Source organism: Methanofollis fontis, from assembly GCF_004297185.1.
In the GTDB taxonomy this organism is placed as follows: Archaea; Halobacteriota; Methanomicrobia; order Methanomicrobiales; family Methanofollaceae; genus Methanofollis; species Methanofollis fontis.
The window spans coordinates 60,978-80,810 of the sequence record NZ_PGCL01000003.1 but is presented as its reverse complement, the minus strand read 5'-3'; the positions used below and the strand labels follow the sequence as shown (position 1 = coordinate 80,810).

The window sequence follows — 19,833 nt, the reverse complement described above, 5'->3', positions numbered from 1 at the left end:
GTCAGATCACTTCCGAGAAATTCAATTCAGCCCGCATCAGGAGCTCCTGGATCAGCAGCCCGGCCATGATCGTCTTGCCGGCGCCGGGATCGTCCGCCAGAACAAACCGCAACGGTTGTTTGGGGAGCATCGTCTCATAGACCGCTGTGATCTGGTGGGGGAGGGGCTCGACGTTCGAGGTGTGAACCGCCATCATCGGATCGAAGAGGTAGGCGAGATCAATACGGTAGGCCTCTGCAGCCAGCTTGAACTCCTCGCCGGGTGCGTCGAACGCCCACGGCCGTCCGGCCTCTGCAAGGGAGAGGGAGGGCTCACTGGAGCGAAAGAGCATCTGCTCTTTCAGCTGCCCGTCGGCGGTCTTGTAATAGACCGTCAGCGCGTTTTCGCCCACCGGATCAGTCGTGACAATACGCACGATCTGGCCCGGTTCAATCCCATTGACGGCAGCATCTTTTTTGATGTCTTCCAGTCTCAGCATGGGCTATTACATCTCCGAGTATGCGATCATCCATACATTCGAAGCGGGGCCGATAAAAATACTCTCCATTTTTACGAAATGGCGGAATAATGGGCCATATTAGTCATTTTAGTTAGTGAATTTTAGTTGCCTGAAAAGCATTTTATGTTAAGGCCACTATTAATGTTTTCGTTTTTATTTTCAGATTTTTGAAAATTTTGTCACTTAAATTGGAATAATTTAATGAATCCTCTGAAAATATGTATCATACTACAAAGTTTCCATTCACCGCCCCATATACCATCTGCAATCCATTCTTGATCATACAGTCACCAAACCAGAACGCCCTCACCCTTCCCCTTTTCTTGCTAATCACCTCTCCCTCATAGTCTAACTGGTCTATGCGCCTCCGCCAAACCAAGGTGACGTCATGACCTACTAGACCACAATAGATACAGTGAGACCCTGGCATCATGCTCCTCTATCCGATCTCTCTCCCATCCCGAGCACCCTTGCGAGTGTCTGGAGGGGGTTATCAGAACATGCGACCACCCTTCTGATCGTTTCTCACCCCCCCCCCTCCCCGCAAAGGGTTCAGCGCCCGAGATCGGCCGAAACCCGCGAAAACTCACGATGCTCCAGCACGCCCGGCAGGAGCACCACCGCCGGCAGAGGAAGGGGCGGCGTTCCGGTTCACGCCGGGGACTGCCACGTACCGGCCGCCATGATCAGGAGTGTTCGGGATCGGATGGGAGCGAACCCTGCACGGCAGATCGCTTCATGCCTTCCTGCACCCATCTCCGCCCCGGGCCTGCTATGAACGGAACGATAAATAACGCCACGATGCCGATAACGCCACACCACCACTCGGGGACGGCCGGGAAGGCGGTAATGCGAAGGCCGATGTAGAACAGGAATATCACAAAGGATACTGCCGATACGGCCACATACTGCAGTGACCGCTCGTGCGGGGTCACGATTGCGTAGTATTCCGGCATTTTATAGGCAAAAATATAGTACAGCCCGAGAATCCCGAGAATCGTTCCGGCAAGGAAGATCGGCCACGGCGAGATCCCGAGTCCGTGGTTGATATTGCCGAAGTCGTCGTTCTGCAGGAAAGAGCGGGTAAAGACGTACTCGAAGACCATCACGAACGTGATGATGCCCGTCCAGAACACAGAGTGGTATGCCCACCGGTGTTTTTTCACGCTCTTCACCGACATGAGCCCGGCGGTCACGAAAAAGAGGACGATGTTTGAGAGGGGGCCGGCAAATGCAATGGCCGCCGCAGTAGACCCCCTCCCCGCGTCAAAAAGAGCCGAATAATCGACGTTCTCATCCCAGTGCGATCCGATCCAGTTTCCATAGATGATATTCCACGGATCCTGTTTCACCCCGAGGAGGTACGCGACAAAACTATGCGAGAACTCGTGCATCAGAAGGACCAGAATATGCAGGAAGAGAAAGGAGACGACCGTTATGGCGATGAATGCGATCACCTCTGCGAACGGGGGAAACCGGGAGAAAAAACTCAGATCATATTGTTTCGTTCCGGAAGATGCAGTCTCCGCAGCCGTACGTGCAGCCCCGGACCTCCCGGTCCTGCGGTCGATCTCCGGCAGGATGAACCAGCAGTAGACCAGATACAGCATGAAAATCGAGGACAATACGAGCGACGTCTCCAGAAATTCCATCAATACGGCAAAGAGAAGAAACATCCCGACTGCTATCAGCATCGCCCATGCCGCACCCTGAATATAGTTCCTGCACTTTCCGGTCGTACTGACCTTTTCTGTCACAAGAGATCAAATCGGTCGACAATAGGATTAATTTTTTGAAATATGTCCTGTGAGAAGGCAAAAAGAGTGCTTGAGAAGTCTCTTCGAGGCACCCGTGCAGCACAACTGCAGCATGTCCGGCCGCTATTCCCGAGTTTTTTGACGCCGGGTTTTCCTATCGGTCACCGGCAGCACCGCCGGCGTCTGGAGGGGGTTGAGGGGATCACACAACCCCCCTCCCCTCATTCCAGGCCCGCACCAGCCGACCATAGCATCCCTCGCAGAGCACCGTCCGGCGGTCCTCAGAGACGAACACCGCCCGCCCCTCCCCGCAGAGGGTGCAGCGCCCGAGATCGCTCGAGAGACGCGAGAACTCGGTGTGCTCCAGCACGCCCGGCAGGCACTCTTGCGGCACACCCCGCTCGTTTGCAGTCGTTTGTAGCAGGTTGCGGAAGGCTCCGCCACTCAACGGGCGGCTCTGCACATTCTGATCAGATTGATCTCTGCCGGGCGGGGAGATCGAGGGATCGGTTGCATCATTCCGGGGATCGCACACACACCCACACACACCCGCACCCGCACCGGTGCCAGGGGCTGTGTGTGTGTTCTGCTGTACTTTAGTACGTATAGAGAGAGGCGTCTCTCTCTCTGTACCAGTACTGTCAGATCCAGCGTCTCTCCTCGCCGTTTCTTCTTTGCAGCACCTGCTGCAATCCTGCTGTAAACCTGCTGCAACGTTGCAAAGGTCGGAGGGGCCGGGCCCATCGTCCCGGTCGTCGTCCTCATCATCGATCCACACCGCCGCACACTGCGCCCAGCGCCGGTAGACCACAGGATCGAAGGAGAAGAGGTGCTCCCTCCGGCGGACCACCTGCCCGGGCCCGTCCTCGGTGACCGTGGTGTCGAAGTAGCTCACCGCCGGACACTTCTCCAGGAGGCCGGAGTAGGTCATCCCCCGGCTTGCATACCCGTGGAGGATCCGCCTTGTCTGGTGGTAGGAAAGCCCCAGGGCCGACTGCAGCATGCGGATCGTGAACTGCTCCCACCCCATCGCCGCCACCGTCTCCAGGGCGGCGGCCTCGTTCTTCGTGAGTTTTGTCTCCTGCCCGCCGGATTCGCCGTTGATCGTCGCATAGATCCGGGCGGCGGTCTCGAAGTCCGAACGATCCGCCCGGATGCCGCCGTCGTATGCCTCCCGCTGGAAGCGGTGGAGGAGGGCGCAGGCCTTGATCAGGTCAAAGAGCATGCCCGGGTTGCGGCGGTTGGCCGTGGCCGAGAACTGGATGCGCCCGGCATAGGGAATGGAGACATGGAGGCGTTCCTCCTTGAGGACCTCCCAGACCGCCCGGCAGATAGGGAGGTCTGCGTCCTCGCCGTCCCCGCCGTCCTCCCGTGCCTCGGCCTCCTTCATGTGGGCGAGCACCCGGGCGTCCTGATCGGCCGAGTCGTCGATCCAGACCGTGAGCATGCGGTTCATCACCTGGTCGTCGCCCGGGTCCTCGACCCGTGCCAGCCACCAGACACACCGTTCAGGGATGCGGCAGACCTGCAGCTTGCGGTCGGCGGTGACGGTGCGGTGCTCGATCTGTTCTCTGAAGTTCGCCGTGGCGGCCTTCAGGACCTCCTGGAGGTCGTCAGATAGCGACACGTCATCGAAGAGGAAGACCGTGCCGGCCCGGAGGTCGTCGTGGTAGTAGAGCGCCTTGTTGGAGACGCTGCCGGCCATGCGGTAGGCTGGCGGCACCTGCCGGAGCATGGTGGTGCAGGCGTGGCTCTTCCCCTTGCCGGAGGTGCCGGAGACCGAGACGTGGAGGCCGCTCGTGTTCTCCACTGACTGTGAGGCCAGGGACATCACCAGGCACTCGGCCACGATGCGGTCGCCGACGTGCTCGCGGTTGAAGGTGTCCAGCAGGAAGCGGAGCGGGTCGCCGGCGGTGAGGATCTCGAGGGCCCGCTCCCGATACGCCGGAGAGGGGGGCGGGGGAGGTGGCGGCACCTCCTTCTTTTTCTTTGGCTCGTGTTTCTCACGCAGTTCGGGCCAGCGCTGCACCCCGCCGCCGCAGGAGGCGTGGTGACATCCGGCGTGGACTGCTCCGCTCGGGAACTGTATGGCGAAGGCGCCGTCGTGGTGGGCGGGGCTGAACGGGCAGTCCTCGAGCACATAGAGCGTGCCCCCCTGCCAGGGGCGGGTGCCCCGGACGGCGATGCCGTGCTCACTGAGCCAGCGCCCCAGGTCGATCCCCTTCGAGGTCGGCGCCGGGGCCCTGGTCGGGAGGATGGCGGCGGTCGCCTGCAGGAGATCGACCGGGACGGTCTCCACCTCCCCGGGCACCGAGAGCATTCGTGCCCGGCGGTGCGGGCGCTCCGGGGTGTGGTCCCCTTTTCGGGAGCACGTCCCATAGAGTTTCCAGATCCGGGCGGGGTTCGCGTTGGCGGTGTCCACGCTGACGTGCTCGTCGGAGAACAACGCGTCCAGGGTGGTGAGCACGCCCTTCACGAGCCCCCCGTCATCGTTTGCGAGGTCCACCGCATAGAGCAAATGCGCCCCGTTCCCTGAGTCGGCCCGGATGGGGGCGGGGAAGCCCTGCTCGCTGAGCCAGAGGGCGATCTCGTCCGCCTTCGCGAGCGCCGCCTCGTGCTCCGCATCGGTGGAGGAGACCCCGCTCGGCCGCACCGGGTCGAGGTCGATGGGGAGCCAGCGGCGAGAGAGGATGTCGGCGTCAGAGGTCGTTGGGTCGCTCCGGGAGAGCCGCATCTTCACCCGGTTCGCCCGCCGGGCGAGCAGGGCCGGGTCCACGCGGTTCAGGGTGATGTAGATCCCCTTCAGGTCCGGGTCGGCGTCCAGGGCCGCCACCGCCTCCGCACATCGCGTGAGATCATCAAAATAGCCGGAGTGGGTGAAGCGGTCCGAGAGGGCCCGCACCTCCACCACATCCCCGGGCGGCACCAGGGCCGCAAGCGTTGCGGCGATCATGGATACCCCTCCGCCACCAGGGGAAAGAGCGGCGCCGAGACCGCCTCCCCCCGGGCCACCCGGCGGAACGAGACCAGCGGGATGATGAAACACCCAGAGGTCGTGAAGATCCGCACCGAACAGCCGCACCGGTTCAGGGCCGCATACCCCCCGATCGCCCTGCGCCCATATATCCCCCCGTCCTCCCGCCGTTGGACCAGCATGTGGGTCAGCGGCACGGGCCGGCCAAAGAGGAGAAGGGGGCGGATCTCCTCCTGCCCCACCTCGTACCAGTGCCGCCCGATGACGATCTGGAGAGTGTCGTCCGCACCGGGCTGAAGGGCGGTGTTCATTCCGCCTCACCCTGTGTCAGGATCGTGATCGCATACATGTGCCGCCCGCTCCGCCGGATCAGCACCTCCCGGATCGCCCCGCCGAAACGGTGGATCTCGGTCGAGAGGGTGACCGGCAGCAGGTAGAGTGGCACCGGGCCCGCGGAGTTTATCTCCTCCCGTGCCGATACAAGGGAGGCAGTCTTCCCCGGTCCAGTGTTGGCGCACGCGGTGTCGTGGGAGCTGCCGTTCTGGTCTGTTTTGTTGTTCCTGGTTCCTCCCCGGTCGGTGCCGGGTCGGTCGTCTGCATGGTTTCGTCTCATACTCGGTTCTCCTGTGTGGACCCCATGCCGTTCCGGGGGGGCCGCACACAATTGAATGGTGGTCGTGAGCCAGTATAAAGGAGAGCCGAGCGTTCTGTAAGAGACAATTCATCGTATTTAATCGCTTCTTTACCGGGAGGATCCCGAACGTGAACGGGCCGACGGGAGGGTGTGAGAGGGGCGGGGAGAAATCACGTGGAAAAATACAATATGATATATTCGGGGAAGGATATGCCGCAGATGGGGGGCTGCGCGCCCCGTATGAGAGGGCACCACCTTTTTTTTACAGGAGGACGACATCATGCCATGGCCGACGAACCGCAGATCCTCAGGGATCTCCTGAGAAGAGGCCTCGACCTGGGCGCAAGTGTGGCGGGGTATCTCCCTGCAGACCACCTCCGGGACTGCCCCTCCGCCCTGGAGGCGGGGCCGCAGGGATTCAGGACCTATTCTGGCACCGTCGTCGTGCTCGGGCTCTACCATGACCCGGCACAACCGGAGATGGACTGGTGGGAGGAGGGGCGAGGCACGCCCGGCGACCGCATGCTCCGGCAGATCAACCTGGCGCTGGCGGCATGGCTGAGGGATGAACACGGCATCGCCGCACGGGACATCCCCTACCAGGTCGACGACGGCGGCATCTACCTCAAGGACGCCGCCGTATATGCAGGCCTCGGGTATATCGGGAGGAACAACCTCGTCATACACCCGGATTTCGGGCCCAGATTGCGGTTCAGGGCCTTATGGGTCGACATCAGGTCGGAGCAGACGGACAGGCCGGTCCCGGAACGCCGCTGTGACGCCTGCGGCCACCCCTGCGAGACCGAGTGCCCCCAGAACGCCCTTGAAGGCGGACGATATTCCCGCACCCGCTGTCTGGCCAGGATGGATGCAGATAAGGCGAGTGCCGCCCGAATTCGTGACGAGACCGGAAAATTGGCCCCTGCCGACCACTGCCGGATCTGCGAACTGGTGTGCCCAACATAAATGGGGGAGAGAATCCCCTCCGGAAGGGGAGTGTCAGATCCGCCCGAAGGAAACAAAACCATATTGCAGCGCCATGTACGCAATCCCGGCACAGATGCCCCAGATCACTCCCGCACACATCGCACGGCGTGCAGGCATGCCGTGGACCTCCCTGATCCCGATGATCACGGTCCCGATCATCCAGACACCCCCGATGAGGTCTGCAATGGGGATCCAGCCGAGGAGCAGGTACGGCGTCGCCCCATACATGAGCACCCCGAATGTCGGATTGATCGGTCTTCCCCCGCCGACGATTCCGACGAGGAGATGGAGCAGGAGACCGCCGGCGCAGAGGAATATGAACCCCGAGACCAGGGTGCCGAAGAATGCGCCGGGAAGCCCCATCCACACCGATCCGCCGATCACAGAACCGCCGATAGAGACGCCCCTCATGATCACGAATGCCAGGAGCGTCGAGAGCACCGCATTGAGGAGAAGGAGTGCTGCATAAAAGAGAAACGCATCCTTCAGGCTGCCGTTATTGATATCCCGGAAGGTTTCGGCAGGGCGGAAGAGCATGCCGGCGGCACGTCTGAGGACCATACACTGCATTTGAAAAGCGGCATGAAATACGTTTTGTTTCGAAATAGGGCGAACATCAAAAAATATTTTCAGGATCTGTGTCCTGGCACTCCCCTGAAAAAGAGGAGATCAGAGCCCCATCACCTCCAGCACCCAGAGGATGCCGATCATGATCACCACGAACGGGATCACGACAAACCAGGGGTTCACGCCCAGGACCTCGGGAATGGTCCGGACCTCAAACTCCCCTGCCTTCAGGATCCCCTCTGAAATCCGGGGATAGACCCATGCAAACAGCCCGGCGCCGACGACCATCCCGACCATGCCGCCGAAGAGGGCGTCCAGGAACCCCTGCCCCACCGCCCCGGCCACCGTTCCGGGGCACCATCCGAGGACGGCAAACCCGGCGCCGAAGATCAGGCCGCCGATGACGACCGAACCGAGCGTGACATTCCTGCAGTGGATCGCCACCATCTCCCCCCCTTTCAGCAGGTAAAACCCGATCATGCCGACGATCACCGCCGAGAGCATCACCCTGACGACGGTGAAATCGGTCAGGAGCAGCTGCCCGATGATCACGTCATACTCGGTCACGCCTCCCTTCTGGAGGAAGAAACCAAAGCCGATGCCGATCAGAAGCCCGATCAGGAGTTGCGCTCCTTTGTTCCGGTGAAGCGATGTGAACATCATTTCTCTCACCCTACACCCCCGGAAACCCGAACAGGACCATGGCGACCGCAATCCCGCCGATGAAAAAACAGATGGCGGCAATCAGACTGTTCACCGAGAGCTGCAGTGTCCCGCTGATCCCGTGCCCGCTCGTGCATCCTCCGGCCCATCGTGCCCCGAAACCCAGGAGCATCCCCCCGATGAGGGCCGCCGCCCAGCGGAGAAGCGGATCCGATCCAAATGCCTCTTCCCACCTCGACGGCACCCAGGTGAGGTCGAAGGTGCCGGAAAGGGACGCCGAGACAAAGGCCCCGATGACGATCCCCAGCACGACCATCCATGAACCATCGATATATGGGCCGATTTTTCGGTAATACGGATGTGTGTCCACCTGTTCACCCCGGACCACCCGTTCGATCATGCCGCTCGTCTTTGCGAATGCCGTCGAGCAACCGAGCGGACGGTCAGCAAGGAAAAACGAAAGTATTGCCATGAGCCCGATTCCGGCCCCTGCCAGATAGGGGGACCACCGGACTGCCGTCAGAATATCCATCATCTTCACACCCCCCGATGCAGTGCGGCGGATGCTTGAACCCCGCCTGCAGGTGCATATGGCCCCTGCATCATGGACCACACGCCACCATGCTGGGTGATGTCGGTCCCTGCTTATACCACTTTTCAACCCTGATAGAAATGGAGAGGGAGAGATAGGGGCAGCATCTCGCGCCATGTGCAAGGTATCTCACTCATGCACAAAGGGCCCAACCCTCACCCCCGTATCACATCGCCATAGTCACTGCTGTGCTCCCTGGAAACGGCATCTTTTGTCTGACCATATTGACCGGCGCCCTTGCATCCGGGTTGCCGGCACGCTCCGTGCTCCCGTCATCACCAGATCCCTGCCCGGGGACGGTCTCGAAGAGGCGACAGATACGTGAAATATCCATGGAAAAGATGTAAGCCGCGTTTTCTCATGCATTCTGGTCGGAGTGCTCTGGCCCACGCCCATACTTCATATATGAGAGAAGATGAAGGCTGGCTGATGGATCTCTATGTGTTGCGGCACGGGAAGGCGGGGACGCCGCTCGACGACCCGGCAGAGGATGCGGGGCGCCCCCTCTCGCAGGACGGGCGGGAGCAGGTGAAGGTGGTGGCGGGATGGATCGCCGACAGGACATTCGATCTCGACGTGATCGCCACCAGTCCTCTCAGACGCGCCCATGAAACGGCGGACATGGTGGCCCGGGCAACCGGACGGACAGACCGCCTCTCGGTCAGGGACGAACTTCTGCCGGGCCGTGAGGTGCGGGAGGGGGCCCGCTGGCTCCATGAGATCGGCGGGGACAGACGGGTGATGATCGTCGGGCACGAACCAGGCCTCTCCGCCCTTATCGGAAACCTCATCGGGGACGGCGGCGCAAGCGTCGTGTTGCGCAAGGGAGGGATCGCTAAAATCAGGAATATCGGGCCCGACCTCCCGCTGAGAGGCGAACTGCACTGGTTGCTCACACCCGGGCAGATTGCGGACATGAGATGATGCACCGCCTGCCGGAGGGCGGCGCGCCCCTCGTATCAGCACAGGGATTCACGACGCCGTTTTTCCGCCCAGCCCCATGCGTATTCCAGCATCCGCTCCACTCCAGACCGGGAGGGGAGGACCCCTCCCTGACCCACCCCCGTCAAGGGGATAGGGGCGGGATTGGTGGATCGGTGGAGGTGGGGAGGATGGCGATTTTTCCCGGGTTGCGTCTTCACTCCAGAATTATATCCGGGATGTATTCACATCCAGAGATCTCACAGAGAAACATCCCCGCCCCTATCGCAATGACCGGGGGGAGCGGGGGGTGGAACCCCCCGTCCCGTGCTGTTCGGGAAGAGCGATCCGCCCTTGACCGGGAGGGAGTGGGTCCGGGGAGAATCGTACCCGGGAAAGAGGGAGTGTTATGGAAAAATATCCGATATATGTGGCTATTGTAACAGGATGTTACGGCGCCGCCGCTCGCCGTAACAGAATGTTACATTTTTCCCCTCCGGCGTTACATACTGTAACATGGCGTCCAGGGTCGTCCGCATCGACGAAGAAGCCCTCGCTCTGGCCCTCCAGTACGGCCCGAACCTCTCGCAGGGGGTGAAGGCCATGCATGCCGCCATCGAGGCCGCAAAGAAGAAAGAAAAACAACAGGACCTTGAGGGGTTACTCAGGCGCGTGGTCCGGGAAGAACTGGAGGTGCTCACCGGTCCGCACTACTGACCGGTCACCACCACTCCCTCGCCCCCTCAGGGCTCAGGATCAGGGATGGATCGTCGTTCGCAGGGTCCGACACCCCGCTCCCTACACGGCGTCGCTCCATCCCCGCCGCAGGATAGGGGGTGCACACCTCCTCTGCATCCGCCCCCGAGAGCCACCGCCCCTCATCCTCCCTCCTGAGGATCACGGGCATCCGTCCGTGCACCGGTGCGACGACGGCGTTTGACTCCGTGGTGAGGATCACGAACTGCCGTTCCTCACTGACCAGTCCGGCAAAGGCGAAGAGGGGACTGTCGGGAAGAGTGAAATAATACGGCCTCTTCATCCGGTCCCATTCATAGAACCCGTCGGCCGGAACAAGGCACCGCCCGCCCTTCAGGAGGGAGGAGAAGAGGGGGCGCTCGTGCATGCTCCCGGCACGGGCATTGATGATCTTCCCCCCCTCCCCCATGCCCCAGACCGCCGGGCAGACCTGCCGCTCCCCATCACCGCAGACCACCGGGAGCCTCTGGGAGGGGGCGGCATTATAGCGGGGGCGGAGCCATGCAGGATGTGATGACACACCGAAGCGCTCCCCGATTCCCGCAACGGCAGCGATGGTATAGCGTCCGCACATGCATGCTGTTCGCCCCCTCCAGGCAAAAAACTTCACCGGAGGGGAAGACGCATCACCAGGCGGTCCTCGCCGTCCCCGAAATATCCCGGTTCTTCCCCGACCACGCCAAAGCCCGCACTCTCGTAGAGGCGACGCGCCGGGGTGTTCGACGGCGACACGGTCAGCACCGCTCCCGAGGCACCGCTCTCGCAGAACCTCCCGAGGAGTGCCTCAAGGAGCTGACGGCCAAACCCATTCCCCCGGAGACCTTCCTCCACCTTCAGGCGGAGCACCCATGCCTCCTCTCCATTCCCCTGGACCCTGGCGCCGATCGTGAAACCGACCGCTCTTCTGTCCTGTTCAAGCACCAGGAACTGATCGTTGAAAAGAACGGCTGCCTGACGAATAAAAACGGCCGCCTGATATTTGCTCCCCCCGGTGCCGCATTCGAGGGCGGCAACAGCCGAAAAGTCATCGTCACGATACGCCCTGATCTCCGGAGCCATTGATCAGGTTCTAAAGTCGCCCCGTATAGGAGTATCGAATCAGGCAGAGAAGTGATCGACCCTCTCAGTGCCTCTCCGGCGGTTTCACCATTTCCGCCACCCATGCCAGATACTCCTTCGCCCCCTCGATCACCGGAACGGCGATGATCTCCGGCACCTCATACGGGTGTGCCCCCTGTATGGTATCCATCAGGATGGAAAGGCGCCCCTGCGTCGTCTTGAAGATCATCAGTTCCTCCCGGTCCCGCTGGACCTCCCCCTCCCAGCGGAAGACCGACCCCACGCCGACGATATTCACACATGCGGCGTCATGCTTGCGCACCGCAAGGTCGGCGATCCTCTCGGCATCCCCGGAGGGCGCCGTGCAAAGCACAATAACAACACTTTCCCCTTCCATCAGACCCACCCCCGCGCCTGCATCGCCTCCACGATATTGTGGACGGCGATCGTATATGCTGCCTGCCTGAGAGAAAACCCTTTCTTCTGCGCCGTTTCGTGCACGGTATGATAGGTCATGGTCATCATCTTCCGCAGTCGACTGTCCACGTCGGCGGCGTCCCAGTGGTCCATATTCAGGTTCTGGACCATCTCGAAGTAGGATACCACCACTCCGCCACCATTGCAGAGGAGGTCGGGGATCAGTATCACGTCCTTTTCCTTGAGCATGGCGTCCGCCTCGTTTGAGACCGGACCGTTGGCGAACTCGGCGATGATCCGGGCGCGTATCCGATCGGCGTTGGCGGCGTTGACCACATTCTCAAGGGCGGCCGGGATCAGGATGTCCACATCGAGTTCGAGCAGATCCTCGTTTGAAATGGGTTCGGTGCCCAGGAATCCGGCCACGCTCCCGGTCTCTGCCTTGTGCTCCTGCAGGCGATGGATCTCGATGCCGTCCCGGTTCATCACCCCGCCCCGACTGTCGCTCACCGCCACCACCCGTGCACCCGCCAGGTACTGGCCGAGACGGGCGGCATGGGCCCCCACGTTCCCGAACCCCTGGATCGCCACGGTCGCATTCTTCAGGTCGATCCCGGCATCCTGCGCCGCTTCACCGATCACATACCATCCCCCCCTGGCAGTGGCGTCCAGCCTCCCCTCAGACCCGCCGACGACAAGCGGTTTGCCGGTGATCGCCCCGAATGTGGTCTGCCCGGCAATTTTGGAGTATTCGTCCATCATCCAGGCCATGATCCGGGGATTGGTGTAGACGTCAGGGGCCGGGATGTCGCGTTCCGGCCCGATAAACCTGCTGATCGCCTGAATATATGCCCTGCTCAACCGTTCGAGTTCCCCCTCCGACATCTCCTTGGGATTGCAGACCACGCCCCCCTTCGCACCGCCGAGGGGGAGGCCGAAAAGGGCGCATTTCCAGGTCATAATGGCGGCAAGCCCCCGGATCGTGTCGATGGTCTCGTCCGGGTGGTATCGGATCCCGCCCTTTGTCGGGCCGCGGGCGTCGTTGTACTGCACCCGGAACCCCTGAAATGTATGGATATGGCCGTCGTCCATCCTGACCGGGATGGAGACATGGAATTCGCGCATCGGCATCTTCAGGATCGCCTCGACATCAGGGGCAAGGTTCAGGTCATAGGCGCACTGGCAGACATGCTGCCTGATCGTCTCGAAGAGGTCTGTCTGAGTCATGGCACACCCCCAGCATTCTCATCTGATCCCATAAACCTGACCGTCACCCCTCCTCCCCTCCGGGGGCAAGGCCGCGCCAGAGTCCGGCAGCACGCGCCTCGCCGAGCGCCTCCTCGAATTCAGCGGCATTCAGAGGCCGGGAAAATGCCGCCGGCAGTCCTGACTCCCTGAGAACGGCATGCCATTCCGGGCGGTACTGGTCCATCAGGTTCAGGTAACTGTCGCGGGAGATCTCATCGGCGACGAACCTGAACACCTCCCTGCTTTCGGCATATCCCCCGGGCAGCACCAGGTGCCGGATGATCAGCCCCCTGACGGCCAGACCGTCCCAGACCTCCAGATCGCCCACCTGGCGGTGCATCTCCCGGATCGATTCCTGCATATACCGGGTATAGTGGGGGGCGTGTGAGAACCGCCGGGCGGCATCATCGCTGCCGTATTTTGCGTCCGGCATGTAGATATCGACGATGCCGTCGAGGAGACGGATCGTCTCTGCCAGATCATACCCGCCGGTGTTGTAGACAAGAGGGATAGCGAGCCCGCCCTCTGCGGCGGCAAGAAGCGCACGCAGGATCTGGGGGACATAGTGAGTGGGCGAGACCAGGTTGATGTTATGGCAGCCCTGCCGCTGGAGGGCGAGCATGATCCTGGCGAGATCGTCGCACCTGATCTCCTCCCCCCGCCCGCACTGGCTGATCTCATAGTTCTGGCAATATTCACATCGCATCGTGCAGTTCGAGAAAAAGATCGTCCCGGAACCGTTTCTTCCCACCAGCTCGGGCTCTTCACAGAAATGTGGTCCGAAACTCGCAACTTTCGGGAGGTCCCGGCTCCCGCACCACCCCGCCTCGCCCTGGAGGCGATCGATGCTGCACCGGCGGGGACAGAGCGTGCATGAACGCAGGATCTCCCATGCCTGCTCAACACGGGCGGCGAGGTCACCGGTTTCATAGAGGCGTCGATAGGAGGGAGGGGGCAGGTTGTTCATACGGCGCATTCAGACCACGATGAAATCCCCCTTCATCTGCCGGGGATGGGGATCGCACAGGAAATGGTAGGTTCCCGCCGTTTCGGGCGCGGTGAAGGTGTAGGTCGTCGTCGATGGTCCGGTGATGAGGTCACCTTTAAAGAGGACGGTCTGCGCTGTTTCGTCAAGGTACAGGGCGAAGTTATGCCCCACGCCCGGATCCCGGTTCTCAAACCTGATCACCACCGTCGATCCCGCCGGAACGGTGATCTCGGTGCGATCGAAGGCGAACTGCTCGGCGACCAGATCGATCTCGGTCACCTCTCCTGTGATCGGCACCTGCGTCGTCTCCACAGGAGGGGGCGGACTTCCGTCCCCGCCGGTGCATCCAGAGAGGCAGACGGCGAGGAGGATGATAAATGGTATGCAGCGACCAGCATGCATGCGCGTGAAGACTGCATCACCCTATATATGGGTTGCCCCGAAAGCAGGAAGGGTGCCGGCGGCCAACCTCTCTTGCATGCAGGAATGTTCGGTGGTGAAACTGGACGTGCAGAAGTCGCGGTTCTATGCACACCTCTATCATCTGGAGGATCCGGCCGAGATCGCCGACGCCCTCGCCCTCCACCGGAAAAGATACCGGAGGGCGGCGCATCATGTCTCTGCCGTCCGTTTTCTTGGCGGTGCGGTCCCGGTCGCCGCCGGCAAAAACGACGGTGAGGTCGGTCACCCGGGCAGGGCGCTCCTCCAGGTCCTCGAGAAGCATGATCTCGACAGCCACGCCCTGATCGTCTCGCGGATCTTTGGGGGGATCAAACTCGGCCCCGGCGGTGTGACCAGGGCGTTCAGGGATGCCGCGGAGGGTGCGGTCGCCTGCCTGCCGCCCGAAAAGTAAAAAATATGGTGTATGCGAACTGATCCGGCCCCTATTTTCCTTTCCGCATCATCGGCTGGACGTTTGAGCCCTCCATATTCCCGAGGGCAAACGAATAGCGTTCCCGGATCGTCTTTGGGAGTGCCGACTCCGGGATGGCCACAAAACCGTAGTGGCCGTAGAACACGACCAGTTCAAGGGTGGAGTGCATGTACAGGTCATCTGTTCCGCAGGCGTCCAGCAGGGCCTCGACGGCGTGCCGGGCATAGCCGCGTCCCCTGAAACCGGGAGAGGTGAACACCCCGTCCACCTCAAAGCCGTCGGGATGCCGCCGGCACCGGGCAACGGCCGCAAGCGTGCCTTCGACAAAGACGCCGAAGATCCGGTCGGTGGTGGGATCGGCATGCTGGCCGTGATATTTCTCCCAGACAGCGTCCACAAGGGGGAACTCCGATGATTCCAGTTCCCGTGTCTCGATCCCCAGGCTGAACACCAGCGACAGGATCAGCACCGTGCAGGGGGCGCCCTCGCCCACGACCCGTGCCGTGCTCCCGATCGAGATGGAACTCATGTAATCGGTCCGGCCAAGGCGCGGGATCAGGATCAGGTCGGCCTCGAGGTCCTGTGCCGCCCTGATGATGGCGCTCGAGGGTTTTCCCCGGAGGACCCGTGTCTCCGCCCTGATGCCCCGGGCCGCCACCGTCTCCGAGAGGGCCGAGAGTTTCTGTTCGGCCTCCAGGGCACTTGCTTCATCCGGGTGGTCAGGGAGCACATGCACCAGCGCCACCCGTTCAGCCCCGAGGTCCGCAAGAAGCGCCGTTGCTTCGGCCGAGGGTTTGCCGAAGTCCACCGGACAGATGACGGTCCTGAACAGGGGCGGTTCCACATGTTCATCCCTGACGATGATCACATGGATATCCGCCCGTTCGAGCACACCGGCCGAAACGTTCCCCAGAAAGAGGCTGCCGATCATCCCGTGGCCATGCGCACCCACGACGATGGCGGTCGCTCCATATTTGCCGGCGACATCGAGGATTTTCGAGGCGATATCTCCCTCCCCCTGCTCGATTACGCGATAATCGGCATCGATACCCGCCGCAACATATCGTTCTGTTATCGCCGCCAGTTTCTCCGCTCCGATCTCCGCACCCGAACGAAGGAGGTGCCCGCTGATCCATGCCCTTTCGCTCCCGTCATGCGGGATTACATGGACGACCAGCACCGACCTGACCCCGGGCAGCAGGGAAACGGCGTTCAGGGCCTCCTGTGCATGCACGGAGAAATCCGTGGCGATAACAACACGCTTGAAGAGTTCGATCCCGATATGCAACCTCTCCTCTAATCCGAATACGATGCCCCCTCCTATATATTCTGTGAAATGAGGCGGAGAGTTTTTGCCGGATGCCGGCAAGGGGTGGCCATGGCGGAGAGGAGCGCTGCGGGAAGGAGGTTCATCGAGGAGACAAAATTCGGGCATTTTCCTCCCTCTGATCAGATGCTCGGGCGGGTTCAGCCCCCCCTGGAGCGCCCGCACCGGGGCGAGGGGGTGGCGCTTCCGTCGCCATCTGATGCGACGATCGATGATATACCCCTTGTAGATGCGATTGCGCGGCGGAGGAGTGTCAGGGACTACTTGATGACAAAGATGTCAAAAGAAACGCTCTCGTTTCTGCTCTGGTGCTCGCAGGGGGTGCAGTCGGTGGCGGGCACCGAATGGACGTTCAGGACGGTGCCGTCGGCCGGCGCCCGCCACGCCCTGGAGACCTTCCTGCTCCTCAACACCGTGGAGGGAATTGAACCCGGCCTGTATCACTATTCGGCGCTCTCGCATCGACTTTTCAGGGTGATGGGGCCATCCGATCCGGCGACAGAGATCTATGACGCCTGTCTCGGCCAGCCCATGGTGCGTGACGCTGCCGCCGTCTTCCTGTGGGCAGCGGATATCGAACGGATGGCATGGCGCTACGGAGAGAGAGGTTACCGCTATATCTTCATCGACGCCGGTCATGCCTGCCAGAACCTCTATCTGGGAGCGGAAGCGGTCAGGTGCGGGGTGTGCGCCATCGGGGCATTTGACGACGATGCCCTGAATGCGGTGCTCGGACTTGACGGTGAGAACGCCTTCGTGATCTATGCCGCCACCGTGGGTCCGGCGCCCCCCGGATCCCCGTCCTGAAGTTTTCCCCGTTTTCCGGGGCACGAGAGTTTTTGAGGGGGCAGGAACAAGATTGAGTGAATACATATGGCCGCACCATCCTGTCCTGACGGCGCCCTCCTGGAACGGCGTTGCATCCTCATCATCGCCACGCTTGCCGCCTTCATGACCCCCTTTATGACCTCGTCCATCAATATCGCCCTCCCTGCCATCGGGACGGAGTTTGGCGCCGATGCCATCCTCCTCGGCTGGGTGCCGACCTCGTTCCTGCTCGCCTCTGCGGTGTTCCTCATCCCGATGGGGCGACTCGGGGACATTTACGGAATGAAACGGATTTTTGCACCGGGGATCGTTGTGTTCTCGGTCGCCACCCTTCTCTGCGCCTTTTCGACCTCCATCTGGATGCTCATCGCCATCCGGATGCTGCAGGGGATCGGGAGCGCCATGATCTTCTCCACGGCGGTGGCCGCCCTGACGGCGGTCTACCCGCCGGGCGAACGGGGGCGGGTGCTCGGGATAAATGTCGCCGCCGTCTATATCGGGCTCTCGATCGGCCCCTTCCTCGGCGGGATCCTGACGCAGTTTGCCGGGTGGCGGAGCATCTTCTTCTTCACCGTCCCGCTCGGCATCGCCATCATCCTCCTGCTCACGCGCACCGGCGGCTCATGGACCGAACGGCATCCTGAACACTTCGATGTGGCGGGCTCCGTCGTCTACGGGATGATGCTGCTGTTCCTGATGTACGGCATCACGATCCTGCCCGCCCTCAGTGCGTGGGTGTTTATCATCGCCGGCGCCGTGCTGGGTGCCGCCTTCATCCTCCTCGAACTGCGGGTGGAGAGCCCGGTGCTCAGGGTCAGGCTCTTCATCGAGAACCATGTGTTCACCTTCTCCAATATCGCCGCCCTCATCAACTACAGCGCCACATTCGCCGTGGCATTCCTGCTCTCCCTCTACCTCCAGTACAACCGGGGGCTTGATCCCGGGACGGCAGGGACCATCCTGCTCGTCCAGCCCCTCGTCCAGGCCCTGCTCTCCCCATCGGCAGGGAAACTCTCCGACCGGATCGAACCCTCGATCGTGGCCTCGGCAGGGATGGGGGTGACCGTCATCGGTCTTGTGATGTTTGCCCTGCTCTCCGACGAGACGCCGGTCATCGTGATCGCCGCTGCCCTGGCGGTCCTCGGGCTCGGGTTTGCCCTGTTTTCCTCGCCCAACACCAACGCCATCATGAGTTCGGTGGAGAAGCATCAGCTCGGCATCGCCTCCGCCACCCTCGCCACCACCCGGCAGGTCGGGATGATCCTCTCGATGGGCATCGCCCTCATGATCTTCTCGGTGATGATCGGGCGGGTCGAGATCACCCCTGACCTGCACGAACCCCTTCTCCAGAGCATCAGGATCGCATTCGCCGTTTTCTCAGCGATCTGCGTGGCCGGCATCTATTTCTCCCTTGCACGGGGCAGGGTCAGGTCCGCCTGACCCCCCTGTGGAGAGGGTACTCTATATCCCGCGGACCCCAATCTGCTTGACATGAAATCCGGAAGAGCACTGGCCGGAGTCCTCGTCCTTGCAGCGCTGATCTGTGCCGCAGGATGCACGGGAACGGCCGAAAACAGCGTCGCCGAGGTCGGGGACAACGTGACGGTCGATTATACCGGTTCATTTCCCAATGGCACCGTATTCGACACCTCGATCGGGAGGAAGCCCTTCACCTTCACTATCGGAAAGAATATGGTGATCGAGGGCTTCGAGAAGGCCGTGATCGGGCTCTCCGAGGGGGAGTCGGTGAGTGTGTTGATACCGGCGGCTGAGGCCTATGGCGAATACAACCCAGATCTCGTCTCCTCTGTGAACCGTTCCGGTCTTCCGGACGACACCGCCGTCGGCCAGATGTTCCTGCAGCAGATCAACGGTCAGACAGTGATCTTCAGGGTGATCGCCATCAATGAGACGACCGTTGTGATGGATGCGAACCCGGCCCTGGCAGGAGAGGACCTCAAATTCGATATCACGCTTCTCTCGATCCAGAAAGCAGCGTCATGAGCCGGCACGCTGACGGCGGTCCCGGTCCGGCGGGGGCATGGGAGGCGGAATACCGGAGCCGCGGCCACTTCTGGGGGGGAGCGGCACTCTCAATCCCGGAGACGGTCTCGGGCGAGCGTGTGCTCGAGATCGGGTGCGGAAACGGCAAGACACTCGGTTTGCTTGCCTCAATGGGAGCGGAGGTCACCGCCTTTGACATCTCGCCGGCGGCGGTCGCCCTTGCCCGGACGTCGGTCCCTGGATGCCGCCGCCTGCTCGTCGCCGATGCCCGCACCCTGCCCTTCAGGGATATGGTCTTTGATACCGTCGTTGCCTTCCATATCCTGGGCCATATGGACCGTCGTGAACGGCGGCAATGCGCCGTCGAATGGTCGAGGGTGCTCTCCCCCGGCGGGTGCCTCCACCTCAGGGTCTTCTCCGTCCGGGATCTCAGGTGCGGGAAGGGGAGCGAGGTCGAAGAGTCCTCCTATCTCCGGGGCAACGGGATCATGACGCACTATTTTACCGGGGGCGAGGTGCAGCACCTCTTCCCTGCTCTCACCCCGCTCAGGATCGAAGAGCACGAGTGGACCCTCCGTGTGCGGGGGCGGGACCACCCGCGGTCCGAGATCTCTGCGGTGTTTGAAAAAGGGTGCTGACACCCTTTCACAAGATTTTATTCGCCCACTTCACCGGACAATCCTGTTCGTGAGGAACGAAAAACAACCTACTTATTGTCTAAAGGGAGACGCACATACC

General features: G+C 61.6%; 23 protein-coding genes. 8 read left to right on the top strand and 15 right to left on the bottom strand.

All coding sequences use genetic code 11. The features are described from left to right. Position 1: 1 nt before the first annotated feature. The 5 genes from CUJ86_RS07335 to CUJ86_RS07315 form a co-directional block, all read right to left on the bottom strand. Positions 2-478, bottom strand: a complete 477-nt coding sequence (locus tag CUJ86_RS07335) for a DEAD/DEAH box helicase family protein (protein ID WP_235855609.1) — start codon at positions 476-478, stop codon at positions 2-4. A 707-nt stretch (positions 479-1,185) separates the two neighbouring features. Next, the gene (locus CUJ86_RS07330) at positions 1,186-2,256 is read right to left on the bottom strand and encodes a hypothetical protein (protein WP_130646929.1); all 1,071 of its coding nucleotides are present in this window, start codon (positions 2,254-2,256) and stop codon (positions 1,186-1,188) included. Between the two features lie 202 nt (positions 2,257-2,458). Beyond that, positions 2,459-5,209, bottom strand: a complete 2,751-nt coding sequence (locus CUJ86_RS07325; protein WP_130646928.1) for a hypothetical protein — start codon at positions 5,207-5,209, stop codon at positions 2,459-2,461. Then, positions 5,206-5,541 (bottom strand): hypothetical protein, encoded by a 336-nt coding sequence (locus CUJ86_RS07320; RefSeq protein WP_130646927.1) that lies wholly within the window; start codon positions 5,539-5,541, stop codon positions 5,206-5,208. The genes CUJ86_RS07325 and CUJ86_RS07320 overlap by 4 nt, the downstream gene beginning before the upstream one ends. Continuing rightward, positions 5,538-5,843 carry a hypothetical protein gene (locus CUJ86_RS07315; RefSeq protein ID WP_130646926.1) on the bottom strand — a complete coding sequence of 102 codons (306 nt, stop codon included), beginning with the start codon at positions 5,841-5,843 and terminating at the stop codon, positions 5,538-5,540. The genes CUJ86_RS07320 and CUJ86_RS07315 overlap by 4 nt, the downstream gene beginning before the upstream one ends. Before the next feature lie 306 nt (positions 5,844-6,149). On the opposite strand from CUJ86_RS07315, the gene CUJ86_RS07310 reads away from it, so the two are divergent. Then, a complete protein-coding gene (locus CUJ86_RS07310; protein WP_130646925.1) occupies positions 6,150-6,830 on the top strand; it encodes a hypothetical protein in 681 nt (226 codons plus the stop codon). A 33-nt stretch (positions 6,831-6,863) separates the two neighbouring features. Here the strand turns inward: CUJ86_RS07310 and CUJ86_RS07305 are convergent, their stop codons facing one another. The 3 genes from CUJ86_RS07305 to CUJ86_RS07295 all read right to left on the bottom strand — a co-directional run bounded on the left by CUJ86_RS07305 (position 6,864) and on the right by CUJ86_RS07295 (position 8,790). After that, on the bottom strand, positions 6,864-7,412 hold the full coding sequence (locus tag CUJ86_RS07305; RefSeq protein ID WP_165394822.1) for a YIP1 family protein: 549 nt from the start codon (positions 7,410-7,412) through the stop codon (positions 6,864-6,866). A 108-nt stretch (positions 7,413-7,520) separates the two neighbouring features. Continuing rightward, positions 7,521-8,081 (bottom strand): YeeE/YedE thiosulfate transporter family protein, encoded by a 561-nt coding sequence (locus tag CUJ86_RS07300; protein WP_328590962.1) that lies wholly within the window; start codon positions 8,079-8,081, stop codon positions 7,521-7,523. Positions 8,082-8,091: 10 nt separating this feature from the next. Continuing rightward, entirely contained in the window at positions 8,092-8,790 is a 699-nt protein-coding gene (locus CUJ86_RS07295) for a YeeE/YedE thiosulfate transporter family protein (protein ID WP_130646923.1), read from the bottom strand. A 288-nt stretch (positions 8,791-9,078) separates the two neighbouring features. Between CUJ86_RS07295 and sixA the strand changes: the two genes are divergently transcribed. Together sixA and CUJ86_RS07285 are read left to right on the top strand one after the other, a co-directional pair. Beyond that, positions 9,079-9,597, top strand: a complete 519-nt coding sequence (sixA, locus tag CUJ86_RS07290) for a phosphohistidine phosphatase SixA (RefSeq protein WP_165394821.1) — start codon at positions 9,079-9,081, stop codon at positions 9,595-9,597. A 513-nt stretch (positions 9,598-10,110) separates the two neighbouring features. Then, complete coding sequence (locus CUJ86_RS07285; protein ID WP_130646921.1) at positions 10,111-10,311, top strand: hypothetical protein; 201 nt, start codon at positions 10,111-10,113, stop codon at positions 10,309-10,311. 4 nt (positions 10,312-10,315) lie between these two features. Here CUJ86_RS07285 and CUJ86_RS07280 read toward each other — a convergent pair whose 3' ends face one another. The 6 genes from CUJ86_RS07280 to CUJ86_RS07255 form a co-directional block, all read right to left on the bottom strand. Continuing rightward, positions 10,316-10,924, bottom strand: coding sequence for an SOS response-associated peptidase (locus CUJ86_RS07280; RefSeq protein WP_130646920.1), 609 nt, complete (start codon positions 10,922-10,924; stop codon positions 10,316-10,318). A gap of 32 nt (positions 10,925-10,956) precedes the next feature. Continuing rightward, complete coding sequence (locus CUJ86_RS07275) at positions 10,957-11,409, bottom strand: GNAT family N-acetyltransferase (RefSeq protein ID WP_130646919.1); 453 nt, start codon at positions 11,407-11,409, stop codon at positions 10,957-10,959. Between the two features lie 64 nt (positions 11,410-11,473). After that, complete coding sequence (gene cutA, locus CUJ86_RS07270; RefSeq protein ID WP_130646918.1) at positions 11,474-11,806, bottom strand: divalent-cation tolerance protein CutA; 333 nt, start codon at positions 11,804-11,806, stop codon at positions 11,474-11,476. Next, the gene (locus CUJ86_RS07265) at positions 11,806-13,053 is read right to left on the bottom strand and encodes a Glu/Leu/Phe/Val family dehydrogenase (protein WP_130646917.1); all 1,248 of its coding nucleotides are present in this window, start codon (positions 13,051-13,053) and stop codon (positions 11,806-11,808) included. The genes cutA and CUJ86_RS07265 overlap by 1 nt, the downstream gene beginning before the upstream one ends. 43 nt (positions 13,054-13,096) lie before the next feature. Further along, the gene (locus tag CUJ86_RS07260) at positions 13,097-14,041 is read right to left on the bottom strand and encodes a radical SAM protein (RefSeq protein ID WP_165394856.1); all 945 of its coding nucleotides are present in this window, start codon (positions 14,039-14,041) and stop codon (positions 13,097-13,099) included. A 9-nt stretch (positions 14,042-14,050) separates the two neighbouring features. Beyond that, entirely contained in the window at positions 14,051-14,464 is a 414-nt protein-coding gene (locus CUJ86_RS07255; protein ID WP_130646916.1) for a plastocyanin/azurin family copper-binding protein, read from the bottom strand. 52 nt (positions 14,465-14,516) lie between these two features. On the opposite strand from CUJ86_RS07255, the gene CUJ86_RS07250 reads away from it, so the two are divergent. Continuing rightward, positions 14,517-14,915 carry a YigZ family protein gene (locus CUJ86_RS07250; RefSeq protein WP_235855607.1) on the top strand — a complete coding sequence of 133 codons (399 nt, stop codon included), beginning with the start codon at positions 14,517-14,519 and terminating at the stop codon, positions 14,913-14,915. Between the two features lie 31 nt (positions 14,916-14,946). Here the strand turns inward: CUJ86_RS07250 and CUJ86_RS12320 are convergent, their stop codons facing one another. After that, positions 14,947-16,224 (bottom strand): GNAT family N-acetyltransferase, encoded by a 1,278-nt coding sequence (locus tag CUJ86_RS12320; protein WP_165394820.1) that lies wholly within the window; start codon positions 16,222-16,224, stop codon positions 14,947-14,949. A 90-nt stretch (positions 16,225-16,314) separates the two neighbouring features. Here CUJ86_RS12320 and CUJ86_RS07240 point away from each other — a divergent pair, with 90 nt between their 5' ends. From CUJ86_RS07240 to CUJ86_RS07225, 4 genes are all read left to right on the top strand, one after another. Continuing rightward, entirely contained in the window at positions 16,315-17,070 is a 756-nt protein-coding gene (locus tag CUJ86_RS07240) for a SagB/ThcOx family dehydrogenase (protein ID WP_130646914.1), read from the top strand. Between the two features lie 66 nt (positions 17,071-17,136). Beyond that, positions 17,137-18,531, top strand: a complete 1,395-nt coding sequence (locus CUJ86_RS07235) for an MFS transporter (protein WP_130646913.1) — start codon at positions 17,137-17,139, stop codon at positions 18,529-18,531. A gap of 51 nt (positions 18,532-18,582) precedes the next feature. Then, complete coding sequence (locus CUJ86_RS07230; RefSeq protein ID WP_130646912.1) at positions 18,583-19,095, top strand: FKBP-type peptidyl-prolyl cis-trans isomerase; 513 nt, start codon at positions 18,583-18,585, stop codon at positions 19,093-19,095. Continuing rightward, positions 19,092-19,733 (top strand): class I SAM-dependent methyltransferase, encoded by a 642-nt coding sequence (locus CUJ86_RS07225; RefSeq protein ID WP_130646911.1) that lies wholly within the window; start codon positions 19,092-19,094, stop codon positions 19,731-19,733. Before CUJ86_RS07230 ends, CUJ86_RS07225 begins: the two co-directional genes overlap by 4 nt. Positions 19,734-19,833: the final 100 nt, after the last annotated feature.